Source organism: Vibrio sp. PNB23_22_6 (assembly GCF_052877535.1).
Window position 1 is genome coordinate 1 of record NZ_JBNFXP010000008.1, and the last position, 24,005, is coordinate 24,005.

The window sequence follows — 24,005 nt, forward strand, 5'->3', positions numbered from 1 at the left end:
CCTGGGAGTATTTAGCAAGGTGTGAGAATAGGAAAAACTCTAAGTTAGAGTGCCACTAATCCAGGGAGGGTTACAAGATAACAAAAAGCCGCTGAATTCAGCGGCTTTTTCGTAACTAAGTGCATCAATGTATAGGCAATACTAAAGCACCATTGCGGCAATCCAACCGAAGATGATCAGTGGAATGTTGTAGTGGATAAAGGTTGGCACAACCGTTTCCCAAATATGCTCGTGTTGGCCATCTGCATTTAGGCCTGATGTTGGGCCTAATGTTGAGTCAGAAGCTGGAGAGCCTGCATCACCCAGTGCCGCAGCAGTACCGACTAGCGAAATCGTTGCCATCGGTGAGAAGCCAAACGCCAATGCAAGTGGGACATAGATAGTGGCTAGGATTGGAATGGTTGAGAACGACGAACCGATACCCATTGTGACCAATAGACCAACGACAAGCATAAGCAGTGCAGCAAGCGGTTTATTGTCACCAATACTAGTTGATAGCGATTGAACGAGCGTTTCTACGCCTCCGGTTTGCTTCATTACTGCAGCAAAACCCGCCGCCGCAATCATGATGAAGCCGATCATCGCCATCATGTGAACACCTTTAGTGAACACGTCATGCGTTTCTTTCCACGCAATCACACCACCAAACGTAAACACCATGAACCCAGCTAGTGCACCGATGATCATTGAGCCAGTGTAAAGCTGAACACTAAGAGCCGCGATAATACCGATCGCCGCAACAATAATGTGTTGCTTGTTAATGGCGTGTTCCGTTTCATGTACAACAGTCAATTCATTTTCTTTGTATTCTCTAGGCTTGCGGTAGCTAAAGAAAATTGCCATGAATAAGCCAAATAGCATACCTAAGCCAGGCAATAACATAGCCGTAGGAACTTGGCTCGCGACCACGCTCTCCAAACCATTTTCATGCAGGTTTTTTAGCAAGATATTGTTCAAAAATATACCGCCAAAGCCGACGGGTAGAACCATATACGGTGTGATCAAACCAAACGTCAGTACACAAGCGATCAGACGACGGTCAAGCTTGAGCTTGGCGAAGACACCAAGAAGAGGCGGGATCAAAATGGGAATAAAGGCGATGTGGACAGGAATTACGTTCTGAGAGGACATGGTGACTAATACTAGCGCCACCAATACTGCGTATTTCAAACCAGTGGTCGATGTCGAACTGTCTTTACCATTTATGCGTTTGATAACGTCCTTAGCCAGTAAGTCGGTGATACCAGATTTGGATATCGCAACGGCAAATGCACCGAGCATTGCGTAGCTTAGTGCAATCGTCGCACCACCACCAAGGCCACTTTCAAATGCAGCAACGGTGTCCCCAAGGCTCATTCCAGCAACAAGGCCACCAATAATGGCACTAAACGTGAGGGCGACCACCACGTTTACGCGCATCAATGCTAATACCAACATGACGCACACAGATATAACGACAGGATTCATACTTTTCCCAATATGTTGTGTTTATTTATTATTTTTCGTCAACAAGCGGCCAACCGCCTAGGGCCTTCCATTTATTGACAATGCCACAGAATAACTCTGCTGTCTTTTGTGTATCGTAAAGTGCTGAGTGCGCTTCACGATTATCGAATTCCATCTCAGCGGTTTTACAAGCTTTAGCGAGAACGGTTTGGCCATAAGCTAGTCCACTTAACGTTGCGGTGTCAAAAGTGGCAAATGGATGGAAAGGGATTCTTTTTAGTTTGCAACGCTCGTTTGCGGCATTAACAAAGCTTAAGTCGAACGCGGCATTATGAGCAACCATGATTGCACGAGAGCAATCTGCCGTTTTTTGCTCTTTACGGATCAACTTATAAATTTCTTTCAGTGCTTCTTGTTCAGAAACGGCACCACGAAGTGGGCTGAATGGGTCACGGATGCCATTGAATTCCAGCGCTTCTTTTTCTAAATTCGCGCCTTCGAAAGGTTCGATATGAAAATGAATGGTGGAGGCCGGATGTAGAACACCGTCTTCATCCATGCGAAGTGTTACTGCGCAGATTTCTAAAAGTGCGTCAGTTTGAGCATTGAAACCTGCGGTCTCAACATCAACTACCACTGGGAAATAACCACGAAAACGTTTTTTCAAGGTTAGAGCTTCATTTTCTATTGTCATGTTGGCTTATTTTAGTGTGACGAAGGCTGCATTATTGCAGATTCTGACGATGAGAAAAACTGCAATGTAGGAGAAAAATTGAATTCTGTATTGCTATTTGCCAATTACTGTTATGACCAAAAGAAGGCAATGGTCTCCTGCTATTCCTGTGATGTTATCTACCATTTTACACGCTTGCCATATCTTTATAACCAAGCATTTCGAGGTTACTTGGGTGTATCTAAGGCTATTAATCATGATGAAATCGGTATGTTGGCGGGTTTTTTGCATCTGTTCGCTTGTTTTTAATTGATTCAGAATAGCGGCAATTGACTGCCGTTTGAGAGATAGTACCTAGATGAATAAATGGCTAATAACCAGCGGTGTCATACTGTCATTACTTAGTGCAAGCAGTTTTGCGACAATGAGTAAGCGTTATGTCGCGATGCCGCAGCAGTCACAATGGGAAATGGTGGTAAACACGCCGCTTGAGTGTCAACTTGTACACCCAATCCCAAGTTTTGGTGACGCGGTATTTTTATCTCGTGCAAATAAGAAGATCAATTTGGATTTTGAGTTGAAAATGCGTCGCCCGATGGGAGAGACCCGTGATGTCAGTTTGGTGTCTATGCCACCACCTTGGCGCCCAGGTGATAATGCTGATCGTATTACTAATCTTAAGTTCTTCAAGCAGTTTGATGGCTACGTTGGCGGTCAAACCGCTTGGGGTATTTTATCTGAATTAGAAAAGGGACGTTACCCAACGTTCAGTTATCAAGATTGGCAGAGTCGCGATCAACGAATAGAAGTGGCACTTTCATCGGTACTGTTTCAGAGTAAGTTCAATGCATTTAGTGACTGCATTGCGAATCTACTGAAATACAGCTTTGAAGATATTGCATTTACGATTCTGCATTATGAACGACAAAGTGATCAATTGACAAAAGCGTCAAAGAAGCGCTTATCCCAAATTGCTGATTACGTTCGCCATAATCAAGACATTGATTTGGTGTTAGTGGCGACTTACACCGATTCCACTGACAGTAAGAGTGCAAGTCAAAGTTTGTCAGAGCGAAGAGCGGAGTCGCTTCGAACTTATTTTGAGTCGTTAGGTTTGCCTGAAGATCGTATTCAAGTGCAAGGATATGGCAAGCGCAGACCAATAGCGGATAACGGTTCACCAATTGGCAAAGATAAGAACCGACGAGTGGTGATTTCGCTTGGGCGCTCTCAGGTTTAATCTGAGAGGATTGATTGATAAACAAAAGGCAGGTATCAGACCTGCCTACAATAAAATGGCCTGTTTCAGAGGAGAGGAAGTACCTAGCCTTCTAGGCCCGAAGAAGCTTGCTTGTTCTGAATTAGCTCAATCATGTAACCATCTGGGTCTTTAACAAAGGCGATGTGAGTTGTCCCGCCTTTGACAGGACCTGGTTCACGAGTTACGTTACCACCTGCCGCTTTGATCGTGTCACAAGTCGAGTAGATGTTATCGACGCCAATCGCAATATGACCAAATGCAGAACCTAGGTCATACGCCGTGGTTCCCCAGTTGTACGTGAGTTCGATCACTGAGCCTTGAGACTCGTCACCGTAGCCAAGAAACGCGAGTGTGTATTTGTACTCTTTGTTTTCGTTAGTACGAAGTAGCTGCATGCCCATGACTTCAGTGTAGAACTTGATGGATTTGTCTAGATCACCCACGCGCAGCATGGTGTGAAGAATTCGACCGTTTGACATTTTTTGCTCCTAGCTATTGTTTCAGAAGAGGTTATTCGTCTGGATACACTTTTTCTTTAAATTCACATAGATCTTCAATAATGCAGCTACCGCAGCGTGGTTTTCTTGCCACACAGGTGTAGCGACCATGAAGGATCAGCCAGTGGTGTACATCAAGCTTAAACTCTTTTGGCACCACTTTAAGAAGTTTTTCTTCAACGTCGTCGACGGTTTTACCCATCGCAAACTTTGTACGGTTAGAAACACGGTAGATGTGCGTATCTACCGCGATGGTTGGCCATCCGAATGCGGTATTCAGTACCACGTTTGCGGTTTTACGACCCACACCTGGTAAGGCTTCTAGTGCGGCACGATCTTCTGGTACCTCACCGTTGTGTTTCTCTAGCAAGATTTTACAAGTTTTAATGGTGTTTTCTGCTTTTGAATTAAACAGACCGATGGTTTTGATGTATTCCTTTAAGCCATCCACACCCAAGTTAAGAATGCTTTGTGGCGTATTGGCAACGGGGTAGAGCTTGTCTGTTGCTTTGTTTACGCTGACATCCGTTGCCTGCGCTGAAAGCAGGACGGCTATGAGTAATTCAAACGGTGTGCTCCAGTTAAGCTCCGTCTGAGGATTGGGATTGTTTTCTCGTAGTCGTTCGAGAATTTCAATTCTTTTGACTTTGTTCATTGCTGACTTCCAAACCCGTCTTTGCGGTTTATGAAAAAGGCCCTACGAGTGGTAGAGCCTTGATTTTAGGATTCTTATATTATGCGTTAGTGACGCGAGCGCGCTCAATGGCTGGTTTTTCTTCTTTTGGCTGACGTGCCTGAATTGAGCTGTCGATAACGTTTTTCAACGCAATCAAAAGCCCGACGCCAATGAAAGCACCCGGTGGCAACAATGCCAATAAGAAGCTGCTATCGAAGTGGAAAACTTGAATACGCAGTGCGGCAGCCCAGTCGCCTAAGAGTAGGTCTGCACCATCAAACAGCGTACCGTTACCGACAAGTTCACGCATGGCACCAAGTACAACCAATACGGTTGTCATACCAAGGCCCATCCAGAAACCATCTAGCGCTGCTGGCAGTGGATCATTCTTAGACGCGTAAGCTTCTGCTCGGCCGATGATAATACAGTTGGTCACGATCAGTGGAATGAAGATACCTAATGATAGGTACAAGCCGTACGCGTAAGCGTTCATCAAGAGTTGAACACAAGTTACCAAGGCTGCGATGATCATAACGAAAACCGGAATACGAATTTCTTTAGGTACGTAGTTACGGATCAGTGAAACCGTCACGTTTGAGCCCACGAGAACCAACAAAGTCGCGATACCTAAGCCGAGCGCGTTAGTGATGGTGGAAGAAACCGCAAGTAGAGGACACAAACCCAGAAGTTGCACTAGGGCAGGGTTGTTGCTCCACATACCGTTTTTCATTAGCAGTTTATTGTCACTCATGGTTGCCTCCGGCACAGTCTAGGGGCTGATTCAAAATCTCATCACGAGACTTGTTTACATAGTTTACTGTGTTTTTGACCGCTTTCACTACCGCTCGAGGGGTAATGGTTGCGCCAGTGAACTGATCGAAATCGCCGCCGTCTTTGCGTACTCGCCAAGAATTCCAGTTATCTTCGGTGACTTGCTTATCTGTGAAGCTTAAGATCCAGTCTGTCACGCGCAAATCAATCTTATCACCTAAGCCTGGTGTTTCTTGATGGCTTAAGATACGAGTGCCCAGAATTTTCCCTTGGTTGTCGATACCTGTGATGATTTTGATTTCACCGTTGTAGCCATCTGGGGCGATGGACTCAATCGCCATTGCGGTCGGTTGACCATTTTTGGTCGCGATGTAAGTTGGCATTGAGCGAACCGTACCGAGGTCAGGAGCCGTTACCATAGTACACGCCGCAACAAGGTTGTTGTCATGCATTTCTTCAGGAATTACTTGGTTAAGAACCGACAGCAATTGTTTTTGTTCCTGAAGTTTAATTTGATCTTTTGTTAGGTACTGAGTCAGTGCCACAAGACCGGTTGTTGCACAGGCGAAGATCGCCAGTGTCAGACCATTTTTTCTAATAGCGGTTAACATGTTTACCTCAGTGACCGTAAGTTCTTGGTTTGGTGTAGTAGTCGATCAACGGTACACACATATTGGCAAGCAGAACAGCGAACGCAACGCCATCTGGGAATCCACCCCAACTACGAATAATGAATACCAACGCACCAATCACAGCGCCGAAAATCAAGCGACCTTTTACAGTCGTTGACGCTGAAACAGGATCGGTAGCGATAAAGAACGCGCCTAACATCGTTGCACCTGAAAGTAGGTGGAAGATTGGTGATGCGGTTTCTCCCGGCATGATCAAGTTAAATACGGTGCTAAACAGTGCCAAGCTACCTAGGAAACCAACAGGAATGTACCATTGGATGATGTGTTTCTTGATCATCACTAGGCCACCAACCAAGTAAGCTAGGTTTACCCATTGCCAACCGATACCTGCAAGTCCACCAAACATTGGTAACGCCAGCACCTCACTTGGCGTTGCACCGGTATGAATACCGGTTTTGAATGCATCTAATGGGGTTGCCATTGTCACGCCATCCACGCCGGCACGAACTTGTTGCAGCGACAAACCATCAAAATCATAACCAGTGAAGATCAAAGACAACGCGTCTGCAAAAGTAACGTGCTCAGACATCAATGAAACAGGCGCGCTCCAACTTGTCATCTGGACAGGGAAGGAGATGAGCAATACAACGTAAGCGACCATCGCTGGGTTAAATAAGTTTTGACCAATACCACCGTATAAGTGCTTCGCAATAACGATGGCAAAAATTAAACCGATGACCATGATCCACCAAGGGGACCATGGTGGGATCGCAACGGCTAATAGCCATGCGGTCACGATGGCACTGTTATCACGCAGTGCACGCATTGGTGAACGCTTACGCACAAGCATGACTAATGCTTCAAGTGACACTGCGATCGCAATCGCGAATACGAGTTGAATGATGGTGCCCCAACCAAAGAAGTAGGTTTGAGCCACTAAGCCAGGAATAGCACACAGGGCTACCCATTTCATCAAATCAGGCGTGCTGCGACGGCTGTGCGCGTGTGGTGAACTGGCAATAAAAAACGACATTACTCGTTCTCCTCAGTATTGTTCTTATTCGCTTCTTGCTGAGCTTTACGTGCTTTAGCGCGAGCAATGGCTGCGGCAACAGCGGCTTTCTTTGGATCCACTTCTGGTTCTTCAGAGGGTGCTTCCGCCTCTACAGATTCTGTTTGCGCTTCTTGCTGATCTTTGCGTGCTTTGGCGCGAGCAATCGCAGCAGCCACAGCGGCTTTCTTTGGATCCACTTCTGGCTCTTTAGTAGGCGCTTCTTCAACAGATTCTGTTAGTGCTTCTTGCTGAGCTTTACGCGCTTTGGCACGAGCAATCGCAGCGGCAACAGCGGCTTTCTTTGGATCTTCAGTTTGCTCAGCAGGTGTTTCCGTTTCTACAGATTCTGTTAGTGCTTCTTGCTGAGCTTTACGTGCTTTGGCACGAGCAATGGCAGCGGCAACAGCGGCTTTCTTTGGATCTTCAGTTTGCTCAGCAGGTGTTTCCGCTTCTACAGGTTCGGATGAGCCTTCTTGCTGAGCTTTACGTGCTTTGGCACGAGCAATGGCAGCGGCAACAGCGGCTTTCTTTGAATCTTCAGTTTGCTCAGCAGGTGTTTCCGCTTCTACAGGTTCGGATGAGCCTTCTTGCTGAGCTTTGCGCGCTTTCGCACGAGCAATCGCAGCAGCGACCGCAGCTTTCTTTGGATCGTCAGCTTGCTGTGTAGACGTTTCTGATTCGATAGATTCGGTTGAATCTTCTTGTTGAGCTTTCTTCGCCTTAGCACGGGCAATCGCTGCTGCCACTGTTGATTTTTTATCATCAGCATTATCCGCAGAACCATCGCCTTGTTCTTTTTGCGTTTTGCGCTCGCGAGCAAGACGTTTACGCTCTTCGCGTAGTTTAGCCATTTCTGAGTTATCAGGCTCGGCTGCACCAGATTGAGCCGCAGCAGCTTGTTTGGCTTTTGCTTTGGCAATCGCGGCCGCAACCGCTGGTTTCACTGTTGGCTCGGTTTTCGCTTCAGCATTCTCTTTTTGTGCTTTCACACGAGCGATCGCTGCGGCAATCGCATCGTCACCGCCAGATGCTTTCATGTCTTTACGACGCTCATCCGCGGCTTTCTTAAAGCGATTCTCACGTTCTGCTTTTTCGCGTTCCATACGCGCTTTCTTCTCTTCAAAGCGCAGCTTAGCTCGTTCAGCTGCTGCCGCTTCTTGAGCGCGAGTACGGATTTCAGCTTTCGCTTGACGGTAGTATTGAACCAGTGGAATTTCGCTTGGACACACAAATGCGCACGCGCCACATTCAATACAGTCTTTTAGGTTCAGCTCTTCTAGCTTTTCGTATTCTTGGCTTTTCGCGTACCACTGAAGTTGCTGCGGCAATAGCGATGCGGGACACGCTTCCGCACATTGGCTACAACGGATACATTCCATTTCGTATTGGTCAGAAGCGATCTCACGACGCTTCGGTGCCAAAATACAGTTTGTCGTTTTAGTGATAGGGACCTGAGCGTGGGGTAGGGTAAAGCCCATCATTGGACCACCCATGATTAGGCGTTGCAGTTTCTTATCTGCTTTGTAGCCAAACTCATCCAAAAGCGCTTGTACAGGCGTACCAAGTAGCGCCCAAACGTTGCGCGGTTGCTTGAAGGTTTTACCCGTCAGAGTCACGATGCGATTCACCATAGGTTCGCCGTCGATCACTGCCCGTTTAATTGAGTAGAGAGAACCAACGTTTTGGACCAAGATGCCAATATCCGCAGGGATAGCGCCGCTTGGAACTTCTTTATTGGTCAAAATCTTGATGAGCTGCTTCTCACCACCTGAAGGGTATTTGGTTGGGATAACGCGGATCACGATGTCTTTGTTCATCGCCGCTTGTTCCAGTGCTTTGATTGCTGCTGGCTTGTTATCTTCAATACCGATGATGGTCAGTTTTGGCTTGAGGATATGCTCAACAATCTCGATCCCTTGGAGCAGTTCGTCCGCATGCTCCTGCATGAGTTTGTCATCGGCGGTGATGTAAGGTTCACATTCTGCCGCGTTAACGATAAGAATTTCGGTGCGCGCAATACCCGATTGGATCTTCTTCGCCGTTGGGAAGCCTGCGCCACCCATGCCGGAAATGCCAGCAAGGCGAATCACATCGATCAATGCATCAGCGGATTCTTGAGTGTAATCGGCAACCGGCGTTTTTTCACACCAAGTATCGTTACCATCAGGCGTAATCACTGAGCACAGTTCGCTTAAACCCGATGGGTGAGCAACGGTTCGTGGTTCAATAGCCGTCACTTGACCAGAAGTTGGTGCATGAACAGGAACGGTGAAACCACTGTCTGAAGCTGTTAGCTGTTGACCTTTCAACACAGTGTCACCAACAGCAATCAATAAATTACCCGCTTTGCCAATGTGTTGTTTCAGAGGTAGGACGATTTCCGACGGAATGGCGGCATGAACCAATTCAGTTTTGTTGGATTGCTTTTTGTTTTCTGCCGGATGCACGCCGCCTGGGAAATCCCATAGCGAACCAGTACGAATTTGTTCAATCAAAGACAACATACGAAACCTTATTTAATTGAATCAGTCACGTTCGCTGCGTTGGCAGCATCCGTAATGTTAACTACTGGAATAGCGTTAAGCTTCCACTTCCAGCTCTCTGTGGTGGTTTCCACAGGAATCATCTCAATACAGTCAGTTGGACAAGGAGCAACACACAAGTCACAACCGGTACACTCGTCTTTGATAACGGTATGAAGTGCTTTGGTACCACCGACAATCGCATCCACCGGACACGCTTGAATACACTTGGTACATCCGATACACATGTCTTCATGGATGAAAGCAACGGTTTTGACTTTGTTATCGAGATCGTGTGCTGATTCTTCCGCTTCAACGCCCATCAGATCCGCCAGTTTTTCAATGGTTGCTTGACCACCAGGAGGACACTTATTGATTTTATCGCCGTTAGCGATCGCTTCAGCGTATGGACGACAGCCTGGGTAGCCACATTGACCACACTGAGTTTGCGGAAGAATAGAGTCAATTTGATCGACAATCGGATCCGCTTCGACTTTGAAGCGAATCGATGCAAAACCAAGGATGGCTCCGAAGACAGCGGCAAGAGCAGCAAGAACGATGATCGCAATTAAAATGGTACTCATCGTTTACTTCACCAAACCTGTAAAGCCCATAAAGGCAAGAGACATAAGGCCTGCGGTGATCATCGCAATCGACGCGCCTTTAAAAGGCACAGGCACATCAGCGGCCGCAATACGTTCGCGCATTGATGCAAATAGGATCAGTACGAAAGAGAAGCCAACGGCAGCGCCAAAGCCGTAAATGATCGATTCGATAAAGTTGTGGTTCTCGTTGATGTTAAGCAGAGCAACACCCAGAACCGCACAGTTTGTGGTGATCAATGGCAGGAAGATACCCAACAGACGGTAAAGTGTCGGGCTGGTTTTGTGCACAACCATTTCGGTGAACTGTACAACAACAGCGATCACCAAAATAAAGCTCATGGTTCGTAAATATTCGATGCCTAGTGGACGCAATACATAGCTTTCCACTAGGTATGCACACACAGACGCGAGCGTTAGTACAAAAGTTGTCGCTAAGCCCATGCCAATGGCTGTTTCCAGTTTTTTAGACACGCCCATAAAAGGACACAAGCCTAAAAACTTTACCAGTACAAAGTTGTTCACCAACACAGTGCCGACTAACAACAAAATATATTCGGTCATAGTTCATACGTTCTTAAAATCCGATCTCAATATTATCGTGTTTTGTGACACCAATAACAACCAGTGAACGATGTGGTTTTATGCACACGATGGAAAATTATACGTGTATGTGATGTGAGCGGATGAATTAATAAGAAATTGAAAAGTCTGATGAATGATTGTTAACAAAGAAAAACGCCATTACCACTGCTGATTTAACACGTAATTGTTTTGGTGTATTTGATAGGAAGAGCTAATGAAGTAAGTAAGACGGTGTGACAATTCGGTCTGCAGTCGTCTCTTGGAAAAGTCAGCCACCGCTAGATACGAAAAAAGCCGTGTCATATGACACGGCTCTATCGGGAATTTGGCTCCTCCTGCTGGGCTCGAACCAGCGACCTGCGGATTAACAGTCCGTCGCTCTACCAACTGAGCTAAGGAGGAATTGCTTTGCTTGAAAGCGGGACGAATCTTACCGAGGTGATACTAGGGTGTCAATACTAAAAAACATAATTTGATGAGAAAAAAATGAATTTCGGTCTTTACTTTTTCGCACTCATTGGCAGTAAAGGGCTAGTGATAGTTATCCACTAAAATTGTGGATAACTATGTTGATGAATTCTGAGTAACCTTGCTTATTATGCAGCTTGTTTTATTTACTCTGATGTTTCAGGTAAATGAATGTGTATAATAACTAGCTAAAACAATGATTTATTTTAATTGTGTCAAATTTATTCGAAGTGAATAAAAAACAGTTTTTTGGGGATAAAGATAGTTTTTGGGTATTTCTGGGGAAAAGGTGTGGACACTATAATGTGATGAGTTTGGGGATTCATCAACTAGGGCGGAGGACTATATCAGAGCCGCATGAAGAAGGCTAGAATAAAGTCAACAAAGTGCAAAATTTCATAACAATTGGCGATAAAACATAGCCTGGGATAGATTTCGCCTACAAAGGTGTATATATACAGACCAAGTGCAGTAGTTTCGAGGAAGGGTATGAGTAAAGTGTATGAACTGGTTTCTGATTATCAGCCATCAGGTGATCAACCAGCTGCCATTAAGCAGTTGCTAGAAGGGATAGATGCGGGCCTCGCTCACCAAACCCTTTTGGGTGTAACGGGGTCGGGCAAAACGTTCACGTTAGCAAATGTGATTGCTGAGTCTCAGCGACCGGTCATCTTGCTTGCCCCCAACAAAACGCTTGCTGCACAGCTGTATGGAGAAATGAAGTCATTCTTTCCTAATAACGCCGTGGAGTACTTCGTCTCTTACTACGACTATTATCAACCAGAAGCTTATGTTCCGACCACCGACACCTTCATTGAGAAAGATGCGTCGGTTAATGCACATATAGAGCAGATGCGCTTGTCGGCAACCAAAGCACTATTAGAACGTAAAGACGCCATTATTGTTGCTTCTGTTTCTGCTATCTATGGTCTGGGCGACCCAGAAGCTTACTTGCAGATGATGCTTCATTTGCGTCGTGGTGATGTGATCGATCAGCGTGATATGTTACGTCGTCTCGCAGAGCTACAATACTCGCGCAATGACGTGACGTTTGAGCGCGGTCAGTTCCGTGTTCGAGGGGAAGTGATTGATATCTTCCCGGCAGAATCAGATCAAGATGCAGTACGTATTGAGATGTTTGATGATGAGGTGGATTGTATCAGCGTATTCGATCCACTGACTGGCGTGGTCAAACAGCGTGATTTACCGCGTTATACGATTTATCCCAAAACGCACTATGTTACTCCACGAGATCGCGTACTTGAAGCGATCGAAAAAATCAAAGTTGAACTTGAAATGCGTAAAAAGCAATTGTTGGATAACAACAAGCTTTTGGAAGAGCAACGGATTAGCCAGCGTACCCAATTTGATATTGAAATGATGAACGAACTCGGCTTTTGTTCGGGCATTGAGAACTACTCTCGTTATTTGAGTGGGCGTGCTGAAGGTGAGCCGCCACCGACACTGTTTGATTATTTACCTCACGATGGCTTACTTATCATTGATGAGTCCCACGTGACCGTACCGCAGATTGGCGCGATGTATAAAGGGGATCGTTCACGTAAAGAGACGCTGGTAGAATTTGGTTTTCGTCTTCCGTCTGCGCTTGATAACCGCCCAATGAAATTTGAAGAATTTGAGTCAATCTCCCCACAGACCATATTCGTTTCTGCGACGCCGGGGAATTATGAACTTGAAAAGTCTGCGGGTGAAATTGCTGATCAGGTGGTTCGTCCGACAGGCCTGTTGGATCCTGAGCTGGAAGTTCGCTCCGTGACTACACAGGTCGATGACTTGTTGTCAGAGATCCGCATTCGTGCCGCGAAAGATGAGCGTGTTCTAGTCACTACATTAACTAAACGCATGGCGGAGGATTTAACTGAATATCTGCATGAGCATGATGTTCGTGTGCGTTACCTCCACTCTGATATTGATACAGTTGAACGTGTAGAAATCATCCGCGATCTACGTTTGGGTGAATTTGATGTGTTGGTGGGTATTAACTTGCTACGAGAAGGTTTGGATATGCCAGAAGTCTCGCTAGTAGCGATTCTTGATGCGGATAAAGAGGGCTTTTTACGTTCTGAACGTTCGCTGATTCAGACCATTGGCCGTGCAGCGCGAAACATTAGTGGTAAGGCAATTCTTTATGCCGATTCGATTACCAAATCAATGAAGAAAGCAATGGAGGAAACTGATCGTCGTCGTGAAAAACAAAAAGCCTATAACGCAGAGATGGGGATTGAGCCACAGGCGCTGAAACGGAATATTAAAGACATCCTGGAGCTGGGTGATATCACTAAGTCCAAGCGTCAGCGCAACAACAAGCAAGTGCCATTGTCAAAAGTGGCAGAGGATGCTCAGAATTACGAGGTCATGTCGCCCCAGCAACTTGAAAAAGAGATCAGTCGTTTGGAAGCCGCCATGTACCAGCATGCTCAGGATCTTGAGTTTGAACTAGCGGCACAAAAACGCGATGAGATAGAGAAACTTCGTGCACAGTTTATTGCAAATAGTTAACCCAATAGCTCACTCTTTACCCAAGCGCTAAGATGTGCTTGGGTATTTTCCACCAACAAAGTAGATAAAAAATAAGCCAATAGGGAGTAAGCTCTATTGGCTTGTTTTGTGAACAGCTTGTTGCGTTCACGAACAACGTCAGTTGGCGAGGTGACCCGAAGGGTCAATATACGCTCAGCATCGACTGTGCCAGTTTATAAACGCTTGATACTTAGATTCTTATGTTGATGTAGCCATATTATGAATTACGTGGATTTGCAAAATGCAATGCGCAATGCGATTATTGTGTGAAACACAACAAAAAGTTAGCTAGCATATGCAACAAAACCAATCTGGTCCGAAGTCACGTTACCTTTTGATGGTTGAAGATACCGCATCCGTTGCGGCACTGTACCGCTCTTACCTAACGCCATTAGGTATAGATATCCACATTGTTGGAACAGGTAGAGACGCAATTGAAAGCCTAAAACACCGGATTCCCGATCTCATTCTGCTTGACCTTCGTTTACCTGACATGACGGGCATGAACGTATTACATGAGGTCAAGGAAAGTCATCCAGACGTCCCGATCATTTTCATGACGGCTCATGGATCTATTGATACAGCAGTAGAGGCGATGCGTCATGGTTCGCAAGATTTCCTTATCAAACCTTGTGAAGCGGATCGTCTACGCGTTACTGTAAATAATGCGATTCGTAAAGCAACAAAAATGAAAAATGAATCGGATAATCCGGGCAACCTGAACTATCAAGGCTTCATTGGCAGTAGCCAAACGATGCAACAGGTTTATCGTACTATTGATTCAGCGGCCAGCAGTAAAGCGAGTATTTTTATTACTGGTGAAAGTGGCACTGGTAAAGAGGTGTGTGCAGAAGCGATTCATGCAGCAAGCAAGCGCGGAGATAAACCGTTTATCGCCATTAACTGTGCCGCTATCCCTAAAGATCTGATAGAGAGTGAGTTGTTTGGCCATGTGAAAGGTGCGTTTACGGGCGCCGCGAATGATCGCCAAGGGGCGGCTGAGTTGGCCGACGGCGGCACTCTGTTTCTGGATGAATTATGTGAAATGGATTTGGAACTGCAAACCAAATTGTTACGTTTCATCCAGACTGGTACATTTCAAAAAGTGGGCTCTTCGAAAATGAAGAGTGTGGATGTTCGCTTTGTGTGTGCCACCAATCGTGACCCATGGAAGGAAGTTCAAGAAGGTCGTTTTCGTGAGGACCTATACTATCGCCTGTATGTGATTCCATTACATTTACCACCATTGCGTGAGCGTGGGGAAGACGTGATTGAGATTGCTTATTCGTTATTAGGGTACATGTCTCACGAAGAGGGGAAGAGTTTTGCTCGTTTCTCGCCAGATGTCATCGATAAATTTAATCGTTACGAGTGGCCGGGTAACGTTCGTCAGTTACAAAACGTGTTGCGTAATATTGTGGTGTTGAACAACGGTAAAGAAATTACGCTGGACATGCTGCCACCACCATTGAACCAATCATTTGTAAGTCAATCGATGATAAGTGCTGTTCATCCAAAATCAATGACGACCTCAGATATTATGCCGTTATGGATGAGTGAAAAAATGGCAATTGAACAAGCGATACAAGCTTGTGATGGAAATATTCCCCGAGCTGCTGGTTATTTGGATGTCAGCCCATCAACCATTTATCGTAAGTTGCAAGCTTGGAATAGCAAGGTGGAAAGACAAAACGCATGAGCATGGGCGTATTAAATCAGCAAAAGATAGACGAACTTGCAGCCGAAATTGGTAGAGATAACGTACCGGTATTGCTTGAAATTTTCCTAGGGGAAATGGATAGCTATATCGTTCATTTATCTCAGAATCACCATACAGAACAGTTGGTGTATTTGAAAGAGATCAGTCATGCGTTGAAAAGCAGCGCTGCGAGTTTTGGTGCGGATCGGTTATGCGCTTTAGCCACTGATATCGATAAGAAAGCGAAAGCTGATGAACTAGGTGAAGACTGTGAAGAGATAGCGATGATGTTAGATTTGTTGCGCGTTACACGTGATGCTTATTGCTTGTGGACGTAATCATTTCGGATCCTCGCGTATAAAAATTCGAAGCCCTTCACGTTGGTGAAAGGCTTTTGCATGCAAGGAGGGGGCTTATTTTGCAAGTAATTGATTTTCAATCGCCAACTTCAGTTTTTCGCGGTCATGGCGCCAATCGCGATTGGTTGACGCTAGAGATTCAGTGACCACGTTCCACTTATCTAAAACTTGTGGTTCGGCTTCTTCTGCAAGTACGACATCGATTTTTCTTCCTTGGCACGCGCGTTCACACCACTCCAGTTTTTGCTTCATGGTCATACGACCTGCCGGACCGTATTCAGGGCTGAGATTGGCAACAAAAATCACTTTTGCTCTCTGATTTGCGGCAATCGCTTTTCCCAACTCTGGTAATAGTAATGGAGGCATAATGCTGGTTAGAAAGCTACCAGGACCAAGAATAATCGCATCGGCTTCGGCGAGCGCAGTTATTGCTTCTTTCGTAGCGGGCACTTCTGGAGAAAGGTCCAAACGGCGTAAATCGGTATCCATATCATCAATGTTGGTTTCACCGGTGACTAACTGACCGTTAACGGAAAGTGCAGTCAGATCCGATGGGTGCTCAGACATTGGCAGAATATTCACATCAACTTTCAACATATTGCGGATCAGGTTAATGGCGTCGAGTGGGCGGACCGATAGGTTGTCTAGCGCAGTAAGCATCAAGTTACCAAGGTTATGCCCGTCTAGTTCACCTGCTCCCTTAAAGCGATATTCGAACATCATGGAGCTGATCGAAGGGTCAGTAATGAGCTGGTTAATACAGTTACGAGTGTCTCCCCACGCAATACCACCTTGGCAGTGGCGAATACGCCCAGTAGAGCCTCCATTGTCGGTTGTTGCGACAATGCCAGTTGCGTTACCAGAAAAATCTTTGAGGGCCGCCAACATTCGGCCCAAACCGTGACCACCGCCAACGGCGACGAGTTTCTTATCGGTGTAGATATTCATTACGTTCTTCTAATCATTTGCTATAAAACGGCTACAATTTAACTTAATGATGGCGGTAAGGGTACTTAATAAGCGGTAAATTGTGTTTATAAAGCGTTTTTTTATGGCTTAAGTCTGGATTCCATTACGAATATTAAGTATTTTACTCAGCAAAGCTATCAGAGAGGCTTCTCTCTGGTTGCCATAACTCCGAGCTCACTATGCTAAGTCGAAGGATAGGCGTTTTGAGCCAGTGACATACTGTCACAAGGGCATGATTGGAAATGAGCATGCCTCCCGTGTTTGGAAAGGTGTTCCGTGGCGCAACAATTCGAAGACAAATTTCATCGTAAGTTCTATTACTTGCGTCTGTCTGTGACTGATGTATGTAATTTCAAATGTACCTATTGTCTTCCTGATGGTTATAAACCTTCGGGCAGTAAAAACTCGTCTTTTTTATCGCTTCCAGAGATCAAACGCGTCGTGAGAGCGTTTGCCGATTGTGGTACCTCAAAAGTACGTATTACAGGCGGTGAGCCGAGTTTGCGTAAGGACTTTACTGACATTATCCACTCTGTCGCAACCACGCCAGGTATCAAAAAAGTCGCAACAACGACCAATGGTTACCGCATGGCGAAGCAAGTTGCTGATTGGCGTGACGCTGGTCTGACACACATTAATGTCAGTGTGGATAGCCTTGACCCTCGCATGTTCCACCAAATCACTGGTGAAAATAAGTTCAAGGAAGTGATGAATGGTATCGAGCGCGCATTTGAAGTGGGTTATGAACAAGTCAAAGTTAACGTGGTACTGATGAAAGATCTCAACCACAACGAGCTGCCTGCTTTTCTTCACTGGATTAAAAATCGTCCAATCCAATTGCGTTTTATCGAATTAATGCAGACGGGAGAAATGGATGAGTTGTTTGCGAAGCACCATGTCTCTGGTGTCGCTATCCGAAATCAATTAATCGCTAACGGTTGGTTACTTAAAGTTCGCTCTCACAACGATGGCCCGGCACAGGTCTTCGTTCATCCGGATTACAAGGGTGAAATTGGCTTGATCATGCCGTATGAAAAAGACTTCTGTGAGAGCTGTAACCGACTTCGTGTATCGGCTATGGGTAAACTGCATTTATGTCTGTTCGGTGAACATGGCGTGGAATTACGTGATCTATTAGAACGTGACGAGCAAGAGAATGAATTGATTGAGCGTATTCAAGCGCAACTGCAAACGAAATCCGTTAGTCACTTCTTGCACGACGGCAATACCGGTATGACGCCTCATCTTGCGTCTATCGGCGGTTAATTCCAATCAGATTTTACACCGGGAGCTGACGTGGCTTCTAGTGATTTTTCCAGAATTGATACCTTGCGTATCAAAGCAAATTAGAGAATAGGTGAACAAATGGGTCACGCTGAAAGCAAATTCCAAGCTGCAAACATTGCCGTTCTTACGGTATCTGACACTCGTACTGAAGAAAACGATACTTCGGGTGGCTATTTAGTTGAGCATGCGAAAGAAGCGGGTCATAACGTAGTAGACAAGCAGATCGTGATTGATGATATGTACAAGATCCGTGCGATTGTTTCTCAGTGGATTGCGGACGAAAACGTACAAGCAATCATGATCACTGGCGGTACGGGTTTTACTTCACGTGACAGCACGCCAGAAGCTCTTAAGCCTCTATTCGACAAAGAAGTGGAAGGTTTTGGTGAACTATTCCGTATGGTTTCTTTTGAGGAGATCGGTACTTCAACGATTCAATCTCGCGCGATTGCCGGTTTTGCTAACCACACGGTTATCTTTGCTATGCCTGGTTCTACAGGTGCATGCCGCACAGGTTGGACGAAAATCATCAAGCAGCAGTTGGATGCAAGCCACCGCCCTTGTAACTTTATGCCACATCTATCTGTATAACCTTTCCTAAAAGCGAAGGAAAAACAATGACCCAATTTACACATATCAATGCGTCTGGCGAAGCAAACATGGTCGACGTATCTGCCAAAGCGGAAACCGTTCGTGAAGCACGTGCCGAAGCATTTGTACACATGGCGCCAGCAACACTGCAACTGATCGTATCTGGTCAACACCACAAAGGTGATGTGTTTGCGACTGCTCGTATCGCGGGTATCCAAGCGGCGAAGAAAACATGGGATTTGATCCCACTTTGCCACCCACTATTGCTTTCTAAAGTTGAAGTACAATTGGAAGCGATCATAGCGGAAAACAAAATACGTATCGAGTCTGTGTGTAAACTGGCAGGCAAAACCGGAGTTGAGATGGAAGCGCTAACGGCTGCTTCTGTGGCGGCGCTAACGATTTACGATATGTGTAAAGCCGTGCAAAAAGACATGGTTATTGGTCAAGTTCGTCTGCTTGAGAAGACAGGCGGTAAATCGGGTCACTTCAAGGCGGAATAATGATTAAAGTACTTTTCTTTGCCCAAACACGTGAGCTTGTTGGTATTGATGGTCTTGAGCTAGAAGGTCAGTTCAACAGTGTTGAAGCGATTCGTGCTCATCTTGTAGAGAATGGCGCGGCTAAAGAAGGCAAGTGGGACTTAGCGCTTGAGCCAGGCAAGTTACTGGCTGCGGTAAATCAATCTATCGTTCCGCTAGACACTGAAGTGAAAGCGGGTGATGAAGTCGCATTTTTTCCGCCAGTAACGGGAGGCTAAAATGGATCCTCGCGTATCTGTGCAGGCAGAAGATTTCTCTGTTGATCAAGAATACCTACGTCTATCAGAAGGGACGGCTTCGGGGGCGGTGGTGACTTTTATCGGTAAAGTTCGTGACATGAACCTTGGCGATAATGTGATTGGACTGCATCTGGAACATTATCCTGGAATGACAGAGAAAAGCCTGATTGATATCTGCAATGAAGCAGAATCTCGTTGGCCATTACTGGGTATTCGTGTGATTCACCGTGTAGGCGATCTCGATACTGGCGATCAAATTGTTTTCGTTGGTGTCTCTAGTGCACACCGTGGTGCGGCATTTGATGCTTGTGAGTTCATCATGGACTTCCTAAAGACCAAGGCGCCATTCTGGAAAAAAGAACGCACGACCAGTGAAAATCGCTGGATTGAATCACGTGATACCGATCACCAAGCGGCACAGCGTTGGGAAAAGTAGGGCAGTTTTTTATTCTGCTAACCAATCTTCCAAAGCCAGGTGTTAATAGCGCCTGGTTTTTTTTAAGGGCAAAAAATGCCTGTATTTGTTCCATGATTCCCCTTAAAAATCAACATCTTTTCTTTGTTTCTCCTCTCGATGATCTTGTTCACAATAAAAAATATCTAACGGAATATATGCAAGCATTTATTAGATTCAATGTGTCATAAATGTTAACTTTTTTACATGTATCTAGCATAAGATGCTATTGATAGGTTTGAAGTTAGATTTATCGAAAGTTTCACCTGCCAAATAAGAGTTCGAATCCGTATTTCTCTATTTAATGCTTTTATGGTGGTATTTATTACTAGTTTTACGTGCTATTTACAAAATTATTGTTTTTTTTGCTACCTCTTTGTGGCAAATTACTTCAATGGTTGCTAATGTGTGCCGCAGTCTTTGTAAGGCTTTAGAATTTTGTGCTCAAAAAGTGCACTAAAAACTTCTAAAATACTGACCGTACCAGTCCCTTGCAGAGAAGTCATGGATGCTAATGAAAAACTTGGAGTTTTACGCATGTACAAGAATAAAATCACCAAAGCCCTTCTTTTAGGCGCTGGTCTGGCAGTGGCTGCCTCTTCTACTACCGCTTTCGCTGCTGACGTTCCAGCAGGCACTAAACTCGCTGACAAACAAGAAATCGTTCGTGGTAACGGTACTGAAGTTGCAACAATTGACCCGCATAAATCTCAAGGTGTTCCAGAATCACATGTGATTCGTGATCTTCTTGAAGGCTTAGTGAACCAAAATGCAGACGGCGACACTATCCCTGGTGTAGCAGAGAGCTGGGAAACCTCAGACAACAAAACTTTCACTTTCCACCTACGTAAAGACGCTAAATGGTCTAACGGCGATCCTGTAACAGCACAAGACTTCGTATACAGCTGGCAGCGTGCCGTCGATCCTGCAACCGCTTCGCCATACTCTTGGTACATGGAATACACCAAGATGAAAAACGCGAAAGACATCGTTGCAGGTAAGAAAGACAAGAGCGAGCTAGGTGTTAAAGCGACTGACGACCACACATTAGTGGTTGAACTAGACACAGCGGTTCCTTACTTTGTAATGATGGCTGGTCACACAACAATGAAACCAGTACACAAAGCGACAGTTGAGAAGTTTGGTGATCAATGGACGAAACCAGAAAACTTTGTAGGTAACGGCGCTTATGTGGTAAACAACTGGGTTGTGAACGAGCGTCTAGAGCTTGTTCGTAACAACGAATACTGGGATAACGATAAGACAGTTATCAACAAAGTAACGTACCTTCCAATCGAGAACGGCGTTGCTGAAATGAACCGTTTCTTATCTGGTGAAATCGACTTCACGTCTAAACTGCCGACTGAGCACTTTAAGCGTCTGAAGAAAGAATACCCTGAGTCAGTATCGGTTGAAGGCAGCCTATGCACTTACTACTACTCATTCAACACTAATAAAGAGCCGTTCAACGACGTTCGCATTCGTAAAGCGATTTCTTACGCGATTGACCGTAACATCGTGGCAAATGCAATTCTTGGCCAAGGCCAAAAACCAGCTTACTTCCTAACGCCTGAAATCACAGCGCACTTTAACCCTGAGCTTCCAACTTACGGTAAGATGACGCAAAAAGAGCGTAACGAAGAGGCGGCACGCCTATTGGCAGAAGCAGGTTACGGTAAAGACAACCCGCTTAAGTTCTCTCTTCTATACAACACAGATGAGAACCACAAGAAACTAGCGGTAGCGCTGGGTTCTATGTGGAAGAAAACTCTAGGTCTAGACGTAACGCTAGAAAACCAAGAGTGGAAAACTTACCTATCTACTAAAGACCAAGGTGATTTCGAAGTCGCGCGTGCTGGTTGGTGTGGCGACTACAACGAAGCATCTTCATTCCTAACCCTTATGGTTAGCTCGAACACCACTGGTGGCCAGCACTGGGGTAACAAAGAGTACGATGCTCTGATCGACAAAGCGATCAAATCGACTTCAGAAGAAGAGCGTACCAAGATCTACCTAGAAGCTGAGCAACTGATGGCGAAAGATATGCCTATCGCGCCTATTTACCAGTATGTTCGTTCTCGTCTACTAAACCCGCACGTTGGTGGTTTCCCTGCTAACAACGCGGAAGAAAAGATCTACACCAAAGATCTTTACATCAAAGCAGACTAATTAAAGTCGCTTCAAGACTATAAGAATAAGGCCCACACGTCCCATTAAGGGACGTGCGGTGCCTATCATCAATTTTTTTAACTGTCACAGACTGAAAGAGTGAGTTTATGCTTAAATTCATCGCAAAAAGGATATTTGAGGCGATCCCAACAATGTTGGTTTTGATCACCGTATCTTTCTTTCTTATGCGTTTCGCACCGGGTAACCCATTCTCGAGCGAGCGTCCATTACCGCCAGAAGTTATGGCCAACATTGAAGCTAAATACGGCCTAGATAAGCCAGTGTTTGAGCAGTACACCACGTACTTGACTAACGTTATCCAAGGTGACTTTGGTCCTTCATTTAAATACTTAGATTACACAGTAAACGAGCTAATCTCGGTAGCGCTACCCGTATCGGCGAAGGTGGGTTTCATTGCCTTTATCTTCACGGTAATTCTGGGGGTGACGATCGGGACTATAGCCGCGCTCAAACAAAACTCGTGGCTTGATTACACCATTATGTCGACGGCGATGCTCGGGGTCGTAATGCCATCGTTTGTGTTGGCACCAGCTTTGATTTACTTGTTCTCGCTCCACTGGAATTTATTCCCTGCGGGTGGTTGGCATGATGGCTCATGGCAATATTTGGTGCTTCCTGTGATTGCTATGTCACTGCTTTATGTCGCCACGTTTGCTCGTATCACTCGTGGTTCAATGATTGAGACATTGAACAGTAACTTTATCCGTACAGCTCGTGCGAAAGGTCTAAGTTACCGTTACATCATCCTGAAGCACGCATTAAAACCAGCTCTACTTCCAGTTGTGTCCTACATGGGACCAGCGTTTGTCGGCATTATTACCGGCTCGGTGGTTGTTGAGACCATCTTTGGTCTACCTGGCATCGGTAAGCTGTTCGTAAATGCAGCCTTTAACCGTGACTATTCGTTAGTAATGGGAGTCACCATCCTTATTGGTTTCCTATTCATTCTGTTCAATGCGATCGTTGATATTCTGCTAGCAATGATTGACCCGAAAATTCGCTACTAACAGGGAAGTATGGTTATGTTAACGAAAAAAGAGAATCTTCAAGCGGTCGAGCAATTTGCAGAAAGCCTAGAAGTTGAAGGTCGTAGCTTATGGCAAGATGCCCGCATCCGCTTTATGCGCAACAAAGCGGCAATGGTTAGCTTGTTTATCCTTACATTGATGACCCTTGCGGTTATCTTCTTGCCGATGATGGCTCCTTACGCATTCGATGATACCGATTGGTACGCGATGCACGTTGGTCCAAACGCGGATCACTGGTTTGGTACGGACAGTTTAGGTCGTGATCTTTACGTTCGTACGCTGATTGGCGGCCGTATCTCTCTGATGGTCGGTGTTTTGGGTGCATTGGTTGCGGTTGTGATTGGTACGCTTTACGGTGCAGCTTCTGGCTTCATTGGCGGTAAAGTTGACCGTATCATGATGCGTATTCTTGAAATCCTATACGCCGTTCCGTTCATGTTCCTGGTTATCGTGCTAGTAACATTCTTCGGCCGTAACATCGTTCTTATCTTCGTCGCTATCGGTGCTATCGCATGGCTAGATATGGCTCGTATCGTACGTGGTCAAACGCTAAGCCTACGTAGTAAAGAGTTTATTGAAGCGGCACACGTTTGTGGTGTGAGCAAGTGGAAGATCATCACTCGCCATATCGTGCCAAACGTACTGGGCATCGTAGCGGTTTACTCAACCCTACTTATCCCAAGCATGATTCTGACTGAATCATTCCTTTCATTCCTTGGTCTTGGTGTACAGGAACCAATGACAAGTTGGGGCGCACTTCTACAAGAAGGTTCGCAAACAATGGAAGTGGCAATCTGGCAGCTGGCTTTCCCAGCAGCATTCATGGTTGTGACTCTATTCTGCTTCAACTACGTTGGTGACGGTCTGCGCGATGCGCTGGATCCAAAAGACAGATAATTAAAAAATAGAAAGAATAAAG

At 45.5% G+C, this 24,005-nt stretch carries 23 protein-coding genes, 1 tRNA gene and 1 riboswitch; of the genes, 12 read left to right on the forward strand and 12 right to left on the reverse strand.

All coding sequences use genetic code 11. The features are described from left to right. Positions 1-141: 141 nt before the first annotated feature. Positions 142-1,467, reverse strand: coding sequence for a Na+/H+ antiporter family protein (locus ACVA54_RS08390; protein WP_099079485.1), 1,326 nt, complete (start codon positions 1,465-1,467; stop codon positions 142-144). A 28-nt stretch (positions 1,468-1,495) separates the two neighbouring features. Then, on the reverse strand, positions 1,496-2,140 hold the full coding sequence (gene rnt, locus ACVA54_RS08395) for a ribonuclease T (RefSeq protein WP_099079486.1): 645 nt from the start codon (positions 2,138-2,140) through the stop codon (positions 1,496-1,498). 337 nt (positions 2,141-2,477) lie between these two features. On the opposite strand from rnt, the gene motY reads away from it, so the two are divergent. Beyond that, the gene (gene motY, locus ACVA54_RS08400) at positions 2,478-3,359 is read left to right on the forward strand and encodes a flagellar protein MotY (protein WP_099079487.1); all 882 of its coding nucleotides are present in this window, start codon (positions 2,478-2,480) and stop codon (positions 3,357-3,359) included. Positions 3,360-3,442: 83 nt separating this feature from the next. Here the strand turns inward: motY and gloA are convergent, their stop codons facing one another. From gloA to ACVA54_RS08445, 9 genes are all read right to left on the reverse strand, one after another. Further along, on the reverse strand, positions 3,443-3,859 hold the full coding sequence (gene gloA / locus ACVA54_RS08405) for a lactoylglutathione lyase (protein WP_099079488.1): 417 nt from the start codon (positions 3,857-3,859) through the stop codon (positions 3,443-3,445). A 31-nt stretch (positions 3,860-3,890) separates the two neighbouring features. Continuing rightward, positions 3,891-4,532, reverse strand: coding sequence for an endonuclease III (nth, locus tag ACVA54_RS08410; protein WP_446642674.1), 642 nt, complete (start codon positions 4,530-4,532; stop codon positions 3,891-3,893). Between the two features lie 79 nt (positions 4,533-4,611). Then, on the reverse strand, positions 4,612-5,304 hold the full coding sequence (locus tag ACVA54_RS08415; RefSeq protein WP_099079490.1) for an electron transport complex subunit E: 693 nt from the start codon (positions 5,302-5,304) through the stop codon (positions 4,612-4,614). Further along, positions 5,297-5,935 carry an electron transport complex subunit RsxG gene (rsxG, locus tag ACVA54_RS08420; RefSeq protein WP_099079491.1) on the reverse strand — a complete coding sequence of 213 codons (639 nt, stop codon included), beginning with the start codon at positions 5,933-5,935 and terminating at the stop codon, positions 5,297-5,299. The genes ACVA54_RS08415 and rsxG overlap by 8 nt, the downstream gene beginning before the upstream one ends. 7 nt (positions 5,936-5,942) lie before the next feature. Then, the gene (gene rsxD, locus ACVA54_RS08425) at positions 5,943-6,989 is read right to left on the reverse strand and encodes an electron transport complex subunit RsxD (RefSeq protein ID WP_446596515.1); all 1,047 of its coding nucleotides are present in this window, start codon (positions 6,987-6,989) and stop codon (positions 5,943-5,945) included. Further along, positions 6,989-9,514: an electron transport complex subunit RsxC gene (gene rsxC / locus ACVA54_RS08430; RefSeq protein ID WP_446649521.1), complete on the reverse strand. Its 2,526-nt coding sequence runs from the start codon at positions 9,512-9,514 to the stop codon at positions 6,989-6,991. The genes rsxD and rsxC overlap by 1 nt, the downstream gene beginning before the upstream one ends. An 8-nt stretch (positions 9,515-9,522) precedes the next feature. Next, complete coding sequence (gene rsxB / locus ACVA54_RS08435; protein ID WP_099079494.1) at positions 9,523-10,116, reverse strand: electron transport complex subunit RsxB; 594 nt, start codon at positions 10,114-10,116, stop codon at positions 9,523-9,525. A gap of 3 nt (positions 10,117-10,119) precedes the next feature. After that, on the reverse strand, positions 10,120-10,698 hold the full coding sequence (rsxA, locus tag ACVA54_RS08440) for an electron transport complex subunit RsxA (RefSeq protein ID WP_099079495.1): 579 nt from the start codon (positions 10,696-10,698) through the stop codon (positions 10,120-10,122). 347 nt (positions 10,699-11,045) lie between these two features. Continuing rightward, positions 11,046-11,121 (reverse strand) — tRNA-Asn (locus ACVA54_RS08445). A gap of 555 nt (positions 11,122-11,676) precedes the next feature. Between ACVA54_RS08445 and uvrB the strand changes: the two genes are divergently transcribed. The 3 genes from uvrB to luxU all read left to right on the forward strand — a co-directional run bounded on the left by uvrB (position 11,677) and on the right by luxU (position 15,765). Then, on the forward strand, positions 11,677-13,707 hold the full coding sequence (gene uvrB, locus ACVA54_RS08450; RefSeq protein ID WP_446619263.1) for an excinuclease ABC subunit UvrB: 2,031 nt from the start codon (positions 11,677-11,679) through the stop codon (positions 13,705-13,707). A 316-nt stretch (positions 13,708-14,023) separates the two neighbouring features. Then, a complete protein-coding gene (luxO, locus tag ACVA54_RS08455) occupies positions 14,024-15,427 on the forward strand; it encodes a quorum-sensing sigma-54 dependent transcriptional regulator LuxO (RefSeq protein ID WP_446649522.1) in 1,404 nt (467 codons plus the stop codon). Continuing rightward, positions 15,424-15,765: a quorum-sensing phosphorelay protein LuxU gene (luxU, locus tag ACVA54_RS08460; RefSeq protein ID WP_119463638.1), complete on the forward strand. Its 342-nt coding sequence runs from the start codon at positions 15,424-15,426 to the stop codon at positions 15,763-15,765. Before luxO ends, luxU begins: the two co-directional genes overlap by 4 nt. 75 nt (positions 15,766-15,840) lie before the next feature. Here luxU and ACVA54_RS08465 read toward each other — a convergent pair whose 3' ends face one another. Next, positions 15,841-16,734, reverse strand: coding sequence for a YvcK family protein (locus tag ACVA54_RS08465; protein ID WP_099079498.1), 894 nt, complete (start codon positions 16,732-16,734; stop codon positions 15,841-15,843). Between the two features lie 175 nt (positions 16,735-16,909). Beyond that, positions 16,910-17,043: riboswitch (molybdenum cofactor riboswitch) on the forward strand. Here ACVA54_RS08465 and moaA point away from each other — a divergent pair. The 8 genes from moaA to oppC all read left to right on the forward strand — a co-directional run bounded on the left by moaA (position 17,032) and on the right by oppC (position 23,983). Further along, complete coding sequence (gene moaA / locus ACVA54_RS08470; RefSeq protein ID WP_099079499.1) at positions 17,032-18,021, forward strand: GTP 3',8-cyclase MoaA; 990 nt, start codon at positions 17,032-17,034, stop codon at positions 18,019-18,021. Its footprint overlaps the riboswitch before it by 12 nt. A 99-nt stretch (positions 18,022-18,120) precedes the next feature. Then, positions 18,121-18,633 (forward strand): molybdenum cofactor biosynthesis protein B, encoded by a 513-nt coding sequence (moaB, locus tag ACVA54_RS08475; RefSeq protein ID WP_099079500.1) that lies wholly within the window; start codon positions 18,121-18,123, stop codon positions 18,631-18,633. A 26-nt stretch (positions 18,634-18,659) separates the two neighbouring features. Continuing rightward, positions 18,660-19,136: a cyclic pyranopterin monophosphate synthase MoaC gene (gene moaC / locus ACVA54_RS08480; RefSeq protein WP_446649523.1), complete on the forward strand. Its 477-nt coding sequence runs from the start codon at positions 18,660-18,662 to the stop codon at positions 19,134-19,136. Further along, positions 19,136-19,393: a molybdopterin synthase sulfur carrier subunit gene (gene moaD / locus ACVA54_RS08485; protein ID WP_099079502.1), complete on the forward strand. Its 258-nt coding sequence runs from the start codon at positions 19,136-19,138 to the stop codon at positions 19,391-19,393. The genes moaC and moaD overlap by 1 nt, the downstream gene beginning before the upstream one ends. A gap of 1 nt (position 19,394) precedes the next feature. Further along, positions 19,395-19,850 (forward strand): molybdopterin synthase catalytic subunit MoaE, encoded by a 456-nt coding sequence (moaE, locus tag ACVA54_RS08490; protein WP_099079503.1) that lies wholly within the window; start codon positions 19,395-19,397, stop codon positions 19,848-19,850. Between the two features lie 555 nt (positions 19,851-20,405). Then, positions 20,406-22,037, forward strand: coding sequence for an ABC transporter substrate-binding protein (locus tag ACVA54_RS08495; RefSeq protein WP_099079504.1), 1,632 nt, complete (start codon positions 20,406-20,408; stop codon positions 22,035-22,037). 107 nt (positions 22,038-22,144) lie between these two features. Then, complete coding sequence (oppB, locus tag ACVA54_RS08500) at positions 22,145-23,065, forward strand: oligopeptide ABC transporter permease OppB (RefSeq protein WP_010449365.1); 921 nt, start codon at positions 22,145-22,147, stop codon at positions 23,063-23,065. Positions 23,066-23,080: 15 nt separating this feature from the next. Continuing rightward, complete coding sequence (gene oppC, locus ACVA54_RS08505) at positions 23,081-23,983, forward strand: oligopeptide ABC transporter permease OppC (RefSeq protein WP_119463635.1); 903 nt, start codon at positions 23,081-23,083, stop codon at positions 23,981-23,983. Positions 23,984-24,005 lie beyond the last annotated feature (22 nt).

Coding starts and splice junctions, on each gene's coding strand:
- luxO (WP_446649522.1), top strand. CDS start 14,024: ATGCAACAAAACCAATCTGGTCCGAAGTCACGTTACCTTTTGATGGTT.
- rnt (WP_099079486.1), bottom strand. CDS start 2,140: ATGACAATAGAAAATGAAGCTCTAACCTTGAAAAAACGTTTTCGTGGT.
- rsxB (WP_099079494.1), bottom strand. CDS start 10,116: ATGAGTACCATTTTAATTGCGATCATCGTTCTTGCTGCTCTTGCCGCT.
- ACVA54_RS08390 (WP_099079485.1), bottom strand. CDS start 1,467: ATGAATCCTGTCGTTATATCTGTGTGCGTCATGTTGGTATTAGCATTG.
- uvrB (WP_446619263.1), top strand. CDS start 11,677: ATGAGTAAAGTGTATGAACTGGTTTCTGATTATCAGCCATCAGGTGAT.
- nth (WP_446642674.1), bottom strand. CDS start 4,532: ATGAACAAAGTCAAAAGAATTGAAATTCTCGAACGACTACGAGAAAAC.
- gloA (WP_099079488.1), bottom strand. CDS start 3,859: ATGTCAAACGGTCGAATTCTTCACACCATGCTGCGCGTGGGTGATCTA.
- ACVA54_RS08415 (WP_099079490.1), bottom strand. CDS start 5,304: ATGAGTGACAATAAACTGCTAATGAAAAACGGTATGTGGAGCAACAAC.
- rsxC (WP_446649521.1), bottom strand. CDS start 9,514: ATGTTGTCTTTGATTGAACAAATTCGTACTGGTTCGCTATGGGATTTC.
- motY (WP_099079487.1), top strand. CDS start 2,478: ATGAATAAATGGCTAATAACCAGCGGTGTCATACTGTCATTACTTAGT.
- moaC (WP_446649523.1), top strand. CDS start 18,660: ATGACCCAATTTACACATATCAATGCGTCTGGCGAAGCAAACATGGTC.
- luxU (WP_119463638.1), top strand. CDS start 15,424: ATGAGCATGGGCGTATTAAATCAGCAAAAGATAGACGAACTTGCAGCC.
- oppC (WP_119463635.1), top strand. CDS start 23,081: ATGTTAACGAAAAAAGAGAATCTTCAAGCGGTCGAGCAATTTGCAGAA.
- rsxG (WP_099079491.1), bottom strand. CDS start 5,935: ATGTTAACCGCTATTAGAAAAAATGGTCTGACACTGGCGATCTTCGCC.
- oppB (WP_010449365.1), top strand. CDS start 22,145: ATGCTTAAATTCATCGCAAAAAGGATATTTGAGGCGATCCCAACAATG.
- moaB (WP_099079500.1), top strand. CDS start 18,121: ATGGGTCACGCTGAAAGCAAATTCCAAGCTGCAAACATTGCCGTTCTT.
- moaE (WP_099079503.1), top strand. CDS start 19,395: ATGGATCCTCGCGTATCTGTGCAGGCAGAAGATTTCTCTGTTGATCAA.
- ACVA54_RS08465 (WP_099079498.1), bottom strand. CDS start 16,734: ATGAATATCTACACCGATAAGAAACTCGTCGCCGTTGGCGGTGGTCAC.
- ACVA54_RS08495 (WP_099079504.1), top strand. CDS start 20,406: ATGTACAAGAATAAAATCACCAAAGCCCTTCTTTTAGGCGCTGGTCTG.
- rsxA (WP_099079495.1), bottom strand. CDS start 10,698: ATGACCGAATATATTTTGTTGTTAGTCGGCACTGTGTTGGTGAACAAC.
- rsxD (WP_446596515.1), bottom strand. CDS start 6,989: ATGTCGTTTTTTATTGCCAGTTCACCACACGCGCACAGCCGTCGCAGC.
- moaD (WP_099079502.1), top strand. CDS start 19,136: ATGATTAAAGTACTTTTCTTTGCCCAAACACGTGAGCTTGTTGGTATT.